Source organism: Paenarthrobacter sp. CM16, assembly GCF_013179505.1.
Lineage (GTDB): Bacteria > Actinomycetota > Actinomycetes > Actinomycetales > Micrococcaceae > Arthrobacter.
The window spans coordinates 1-7,158 of sequence record NZ_JABMCX010000239.1 but is presented as its reverse complement, the minus strand read 5'-3'; the positions used below and the strand labels follow the sequence as shown (position 1 = coordinate 7,158).

Annotated in this window: 6 protein-coding genes; 2 read left to right on the top strand and 4 right to left on the bottom strand. The window is 62.5% G+C overall.

The window, feature by feature from the left end; genetic code table 11:
- The coding region (locus HP499_RS18090; RefSeq protein WP_172325577.1) for a glycosyltransferase at positions 1–379 on the top strand (379 nt) is incomplete at its 5' end.
- The gene (locus HP499_RS18085) at positions 376–2,511 is read left to right on the top strand and encodes an amylo-alpha-1,6-glucosidase (protein ID WP_172325576.1); all 2,136 of its coding nucleotides are present in this window, start codon (positions 376–378) and stop codon (positions 2,509–2,511) included. The genes HP499_RS18090 and HP499_RS18085, both read left to right, overlap by 4 nt.
- A gap of 6 nt (positions 2,512–2,517) precedes the next feature.
- On the opposite strand, the gene HP499_RS18080 is transcribed toward HP499_RS18085, so the two are convergent.
- From HP499_RS18080 to HP499_RS18065, 4 genes are all read right to left on the bottom strand, one after another.
- The gene (locus tag HP499_RS18080; protein ID WP_172325575.1) at positions 2,518–3,048 is read right to left on the bottom strand and encodes a GNAT family N-acetyltransferase; all 531 of its coding nucleotides are present in this window, start codon (positions 3,046–3,048) and stop codon (positions 2,518–2,520) included.
- A gap of 76 nt (positions 3,049–3,124) precedes the next feature.
- Positions 3,125–4,474, bottom strand: a complete 1,350-nt coding sequence (locus tag HP499_RS18075) for a NosD domain-containing protein (protein WP_172325574.1) — start codon at positions 4,472–4,474, stop codon at positions 3,125–3,127.
- A 12-nt stretch (positions 4,475–4,486) separates the two neighbouring features.
- Entirely contained in the window at positions 4,487–6,046 is a 1,560-nt protein-coding gene (locus tag HP499_RS18070; protein ID WP_172325573.1) for a glycoside hydrolase family 32 protein, read from the bottom strand.
- A 41-nt stretch (positions 6,047–6,087) separates the two neighbouring features.
- Positions 6,088–7,137, bottom strand: a complete 1,050-nt coding sequence (locus HP499_RS18065) for a LacI family DNA-binding transcriptional regulator (RefSeq protein WP_172325572.1) — start codon at positions 7,135–7,137, stop codon at positions 6,088–6,090.
- Between the last annotated feature and the right edge of the window lie 21 nt (positions 7,138–7,158).

Genomic DNA, 7,158 nt, shown 5'->3' with positions numbered 1-7,158 from the left:
ACTTTCCGATCCTGAAAAGTACCAGCTCATGGGCGATGCGATGGCGCTGCTGAACCCCATCCAGTGGCATGAACCCTTCGGACTGGTGATGATCGAGGCACTTGCCACCGGAACTCCGGTGCTGGCAACACCCATGGGGGCGGCTCCGGAAATCGTCAAGCACGGGGTTACCGGTTTTGTGGGTTCTTCCGGGGAGTTGGCCGGGTCCTTTGCCCGCATCCCCGGCCTGAGCCGCGACGCCTGCAGGCGCTCCGTGGAGGACACGTTCAGCGCCCAACGGATGGCGGCCGATCACGTGAAGCTCTATGCCAAGGTGATTGAACAATTTCAGGAAAAGGCCCTTCCGGACGGGAGCCTGTTGCAAGAGAATCAGACATGACCGCTTGGAACGAAGACACCGAAGCCGGGGCGTCCGAGCTCGGTGCCGTGACCGTCGTCGAAGGTTCATCTTTTTGCATTTCCTCGCACTCCGGCGACATCCACGGTGGCGGCTCCCAAGGCAGCTACTACCAGGACACGCGGATCGTGTCGCGCTGGATACTGAGGATCAACGGCGCGCTCAGGGAACCGCTGGTGGCCCGGAATCCCACGGCCTTCCAAGCTGAGTACGTGGGCAGGGCATGCTCGGCGGACGGCAGGTTCGACAGCCCCTTGGTAGTCCAGCACCAACGCCATGTGGGCGCGGGCCTGCGTGACGACATCACCATCAGGAACTACTCCGGGCAGGACGCACCCTGCGAGATTGAACTGCTGATCGACGCCGACCTGGCCGACCTCTTCGACGTCAAAGGAGGCCGGACCAATAAAGCCGGCGCACCAGCGAAGAAGGCGCACAAAAAAGAACTGCACATCGAGTCCCTGCACTCCAGCGGCGAGCGCCGGGGAGTCGCCTTCCGGGCCTCCGGCGCCAAAGTGTCCGAGGACGGTTTGCGGTTCCACGTCAGTATCCCCGCACGCAGCCAATGGTCCACCAGCATCATCGCCCTGCCGTTGGTCAACGGAAAAGGTCCCAACGATCCCTTCACCGAAACCACTCCGCTGCACCACACCCCGGGCGTTCGCCGGCACGTTGCCTGGGAAGAGCACGTTCCCCGGATCGCCGTGACGGACCGCAATGTGGAGGAAGTCCTGGAGCGGAGCCAACGTGACCTGGGCTCGCTGCGCATCTTCGATCCCGGGCATCCGGACAGGGTGGCGGTGGCTGCAGGAGCACCCTGGTTCATGGCACTGTTCGGGCGCGATTCATTGTTGTCCTCCTATATGTCCCTCATGGTGGACCCGCGGCTGGCCGCCGGGACCTTGCAGACCCTGGCCGCGCTCCAAGGCAGCACGGTGGATGTGGATTCCGAGGAAGAACCCGGGCGCATACCGCACGAGGTCAGGCTCGGGGTTACGGCCGGACTCTCACTGGGCGGGACTGCCTACTACGGAACAGCCGACGCGACACCGCTGTTCGTCTCCACGCTCGGCGAGCTCAGCAGATGGGGTCTGGGGGCGGACATCATCGAGTCCCTCCTCCCGCACGCCGATCGTGCCATCGAATGGATGGAACACTACGGGGACCGCGATGGGGACGGCTTCATCGAGTACCAAAGGCCTAACGAGCACGGGTTGGTGAACCAGGGCTGGAAAGACTCCTGGGACGGCATCAACTTCGCCGACGGCAGGATGGCCGAGACGCCCATAGCCCTCTGCGAGGTGCAGGCCTACGCGTACGCGGCCTACGTGGGCCGGTCCCTGCTGGCCCGCGCAGCCGGGGACACCGCCGTCGAACGCCGTTGCGCGGACCGCGCCGAAGCGCTGAAAGCGGCCTTCAACGAGGCCTTCTGGCTCCCGGACCAAGGCTATTTCGCCCTTGCGCTGGACAAGGACAAAAAGCCCGTGGACTCGTGCACCTCCAACATGGGGCACTGCCTGTGGGTGGGCATAGTGGACGAGGACAAGGCGCCCATGGTGGCCGAACGGCTGATGTCCCCGGAAATGTTCACCGGATGGGGCATCCGCACGTTGGGCTCCGACATGGGTGCGTACAACCCCGTCAGCTACCACAACGGTTCCGTGTGGCCCCACGACACCGCGCTCGCCGCCACCGGGCTCATGCGTTACGGCTTCGTCAAGGAGGCCAGCCGGGTTGCCAGCGGACTGTTCGACGCCGCCGAACACTTTGGCGGTCAGCTTCCCGAGCTTTTTTGCGGCTTTGACCGCGGCGACTTTTCGAAGCCGGTACCGTATCCGACGGCGTGTTCCCCGCAGGCGTGGGCGGCTGCGGCGCCCGTGCAACTCGCCCGGATCCTGCTGCGGTTCGATCCCGACTTCACCCGGAACGTGCTGCACCTGGCGCCGATCCTGCCGGACTCCTATGGATCCTTCCGTGCGGACAACGTGTTGCTGGGACGGTCCCGGATCACCATTGAGGCCGCGGGTTCGTCCGGCAGTGTGACCGGGGTGCCTGCTGGCCTTGAGTTGAGGTCAGATCCTCGCCCGCCCCTGACGGGGGAGATGTTCGGCTAGCCGTCCTTAGAGTTCCAGCTCCATGACGAAATCGTGTTCCACGGTGTCGCCGAGTTTGAAGGACTTGGTGCCCACTTTTTGGAAGCCGCTCTTCTCATAGAAGCGGATGGCCTTCGCGTTCTCGCCGTTCACGCCGAGCCACACCCCGGCCGCGCCCTTATCCCCGGCATGTGCCAACGATGCCCTCATGAGCTGCGATGCAGCGCCCTTGCCGTGGTGGTCCGGGTGAACGTAACACTTGCTCAACTCGGTTGAGGGGAGCGCTGACAGTACGGCTGCGACCTCGGGATCGGTAGCCGGCTTCGCGATCAGCATGGTGTACCCCGTGAGCTGACCGTCGTCGTCGAGTACCAGGATGGTGATGTTGGCATCGGCGAGGTAGCCCTCGAAGTTGGACTCGCTCAAGGTCTTTTCGAGGTGGGCCTGGATGTCCGCCGGGGACGAGCCCGGCGGGCACGCCAACGGAAAGGTGACGGCGGCCAGCTCAGCCAGCTTCCCGGCGTCGTGGGTTGTAGCGGTGCGGATGGTTTCGGCCATGGTTCCCCCTTGCGAGTTTTTGTACAGGTAATGCCCCTAAGAACGAATCTTAAGGGCATTAGCTGTACGAAAACTCCTAAACCACAGTGGGGGTGGCCCTGAAGGCGTTGGTTGTCCTGTCCGCAAGTACTTGCGGTTCACTGCCCGAGTCCAGGATGGTGTTTCGTGTTGATTCGGGATCAACGAGGACAGTCGTCACGGCAAGGGCATCAGCAGCGTCTGTTGTCAGCAAAGCATCCACCTGCCCCTCGAAGCAATCGTCGCTGGTGGCGGCATGCACGTTCATTGCAACGACGTGGTTGTTGGACACGAAGTTCCCTGCCCCTTCGCGCAACCGGATGATGACAGGGGTCGCGCCTTCGGGACGGATACTCCCTGAGTCGACGATTTGGGAAAAGTGGTTGCCGATCACGGAGTTGTTGCTGCCGCTGACACTCAGGACTCCATGGAGGTCATCCAGCCCGTTGTCGATCCCCAGGAAGGGTGTCCAGGGCTCGTGGTCACGGAGGAAGTGGTTGGTGGCCACGAGGTTTTCCGAGCTGTTCCCGTCCAGGATCACCATCCCCGGGTAGAAGGAATGAAGGCGGTTGTTCGTGACGCTTGAACGGGTTGCTCCCTTGAAGTGGACGCTGCTTGCACCCCGGGGAAAGACGTTGTTGGCGGTAACAAGGAGTCCGCCGTGGTTTTCCGCGTAGATGGAATGACCCTTGAAGCCGGCCCCGATCAGGTTGTCCGTGATCTTGGAGGCCTGTCCCCAGCCACGCAGCTCGATGCAGCTTCCGCATTCCGCGATGAAGTTGTTGTGGATGGACAGCGCATCCGCGTTGTGGATGGTAAGTGCGTGTTCAAGGTAGATAAAGCCCATCTCGTTGACGCGGAAGGAATCGTTGGCACTTGAGACGTGGATGCCGGTCTTCCCATTCACATAGCTGTTTTCCGCAGGTAGCTCCGAGCCGTCAGGAGAGAAGTGGAGCCCATCGATGCAGAAGTTGGCGAACTCCACCGAACTGATCCGGGGACTGCCTGCACGTTCAACACGGAAAGCAGCTCCGTTGGACGGGTCAGCCTTGGACGGGTCAGTGTCCTCGCCAGCCGGGAGCAGGTCCACCAGGACGCGGCTCCCACCCGGCCACAGTTCGTGCAGATCGGGCCATTCGTCTTCGGGGACGTTGAACCGGATGCTTGAGGACGTGAACCCGTGACCCGAACCCTGGATCCTCAGGAAGCTGATGTCTATCAAAACCTGGGTGCGCAGGCGGTAGTCACCCGGCGGCAGGTAGATCACCGCTCCCGGTTTTCCGCCGTCGTTGACGTCTGAGGCGTTCTGCCGTTCCTTGATGTCAGCGATGATGCTGTTAATGACCTCGCCGACGTCCTCGGACGGATTGCCGATGGGCCAGGTGGTCACGTCGTAGTAGTTGTTCATTCCTGCTTCTCCTTAAACGTGTGACGAGACCGAGAGCTTCAGAACCGTTGCTGTGCCGCCCTCGGCGGTCAACCAGTTCTCCTTACTCCCGGCGCCCGGGAAAACGAGGTCGGTCAGGACCACCTTGCCGTCCTGGGCAAAGACTTCCACTGAGCTCTGGTCCACCACGATGAGCAGCTTGAGGATGCCGTCCTCCAAGGCAACGGGCGCTGATTCGGCAGACGCGAACTTTTCGTGGAACGTGGTGTCTCCTGACCGGGTGCGGTCAAGGGCGATGCGGCCGTTGCTTGTGGTGTAGCTCAGTACAGTGGCCTGGCTCCCGTCCGCGCTCACGAGAAGCCGCAGATCAACGCGCCCGGCGGTTCCCGGCACGATTTCGGCCTCGATCACTTGAGCGGTATCCGGCCTTGCATCCGGCAACCGGAAGGCCGTGGTGCCCAGGGTGAAGCTGCCGGTCTTGGCCAGCTCTTGTTTCAGGTCTCCCAGGATGGGTCGCTGGACCAGCCGTGCGGTGCCGTTCACGGAACTCAGCGCTACCTCTCGGGCAAGAGTCATGGAGGACCGCCACGGTGCCGTGGGTAACTGGTTGGCGTAGTCCCAGTTATTCATCCAACCCATGATGATCCGCCGGCCATCGGGGGTGTTGCTGAAGGACACGGAGGCGTAGCAGTCGCGCCCCCAGTCCAGCCACAGGCAGCGCTGCAGGGCCGCAGCTGCCTCATCCGCGTCTCCGATTGACGAGATACCGGCAGGAGCAACCACAGAACCGGCATCCGGGAGGAAATGGACGCCGTCGAATTGCCCGACGAAATACTGGCCGCCCGAACCTCCCGCCACCGCGCCGGGGTTGATGTTGACGATCAGAACCCATCTGATGTTCTGCGGATCCCCGTCCACCGCCAAGGGAAAGAGGTCGGGGCATTCCCACTCACCGGAGTCGGCGTTGGCCGGACCAAAGTGGCTCAGGAAGTCCCAGGTCTTGAGGTCCTCGGAGCGGTAGAACACCACCTTCTGCTGCTGCGCTTCGACGGCGACCATCACCCAAAACGAACCTTCCCCGCCTTGGTAACGGAACACTTTGGGATCGCGGAAGTGCTCGGAGTTCCTGGTCACCACAGGGTTTTGATCGTATTTGCGCCACGTCATCCCGCCATCGGTGCTGTACGCCAGGGATTGGGCCTGCGTGCCGCTGTGGGGAGTTCCTGCCTTGAAGGCGCTGGTGTATACAGCCACCAAAGCAGGTGACTCAACGGTGCCAAAACCGGAGGTATTGCCGTGGTCCACCACCACGCTTCCGGAGAAGATGTCCTCTTTCTCATCGCCGGCAATAGCGACAGGATGCTCCGTCCACTGCAGGAGATCCGTGGAGGTGGCGTGGCCCCAGGACATGTTGCCCCAGACATTGCCGTAAGGGTTGTTCTGGAAGAAGAGGTGATACAAACCGTCGTGGTAAACCAAGCCGTTGGGATCGTTCAGCCAGGTGTCCCTTGCCGTGAAATGGATGGCAGGCCGGAATTGGGGAGTTACGGCCGGGGCTGTTTCCGGGCGTGCGGCATCAAGGCTACTGGACATGTGGTGCGTTCCTTTTGGGACGTTGAAGTGGCTTGTTGGGGCTACCGTGGAGCTGCGACTGATTCGCGGCTGACCAACGGGCAACCCAGGATGGTTGGGTGGAGCGCCATCAAGGACAGATCGTCCTTGCCCTCGATGGCGTCTATGAGGTGTTCAGTGGCCCAGGCACCCATTTCGTAGTGGGGGAGGGCCACGGTGGTCAGCCCGGGGTAGAGGTTGGCCGCGATGAGTTCCTGATCATCAAAACCAACAACTGAAAGGTCCGCCGGGATGCTGAGGCCCAACTCGGCGGCGGCCCGGTAGGCGCCCATTGCCATGCGGTCGTTGTAGCAGAACAGGGCTGTAGGAATATCGGCGCGGTCATCCCGCGACAGGATCCGCTTGGCCGCCTCATAGCCGCCTTGCACCTCCGAGATCTCGGACTCGACAGGTGCAGCATCGCCGTCGAGCCCTGCTTCGGTGAGCATTGCCCGGAAGGCCTGAAGCCGCTGGCGGGTTGCGGGGACGTCGTCGGTGTTGTTGAGGAAAGCTATCCGGGTGTGGCCGGCGTCGAGGAGTGCTCCAACAGCGGCGCGGGCACCTCCGTCTTCGTCCGGGACCACGGCCGTGATGTTGCCGCCGATAGCGACGGAGTCCACCAGCACGGACGGGACGCTGCCCAGGTTGTCCGGGAGTTCCACATTGCGGTGGTACATGGTGGCATAAAGAATTCCGTCCACGCGACGTTCCAGGAGGGCTTGGACGTCGGCTTGCCTCGATTCGAGGCTGGCCGAGCCCGGTGTGTTGATGATCATGAGGTTGTAGCCCCGGGCCTTGGCGGCCTCATCAGCGCCCAGGATGATCCGGCCGGCGTGGGGAGTGGTGGCGATTTCCTCGCTCACCAACCCCAGCATGCCGGTCCTTTGCGTGCGAAGGGCCTGGGCCAGGCGGTTGGGGCCATAGCCGAGTTCCTCGGCCGCGGTCTTGACTTTGTCCCTGGTTTCGCTGCTGATCCGGGCGTAGGACACCTCGTTGAGGACATGGGACACCGTGGTGACGGACACGCCGGCGGCGACGGCTACGTCCTTGATACCGATGTTCTTGTTGCTCATCCGACTCCCACGTCCTTATGG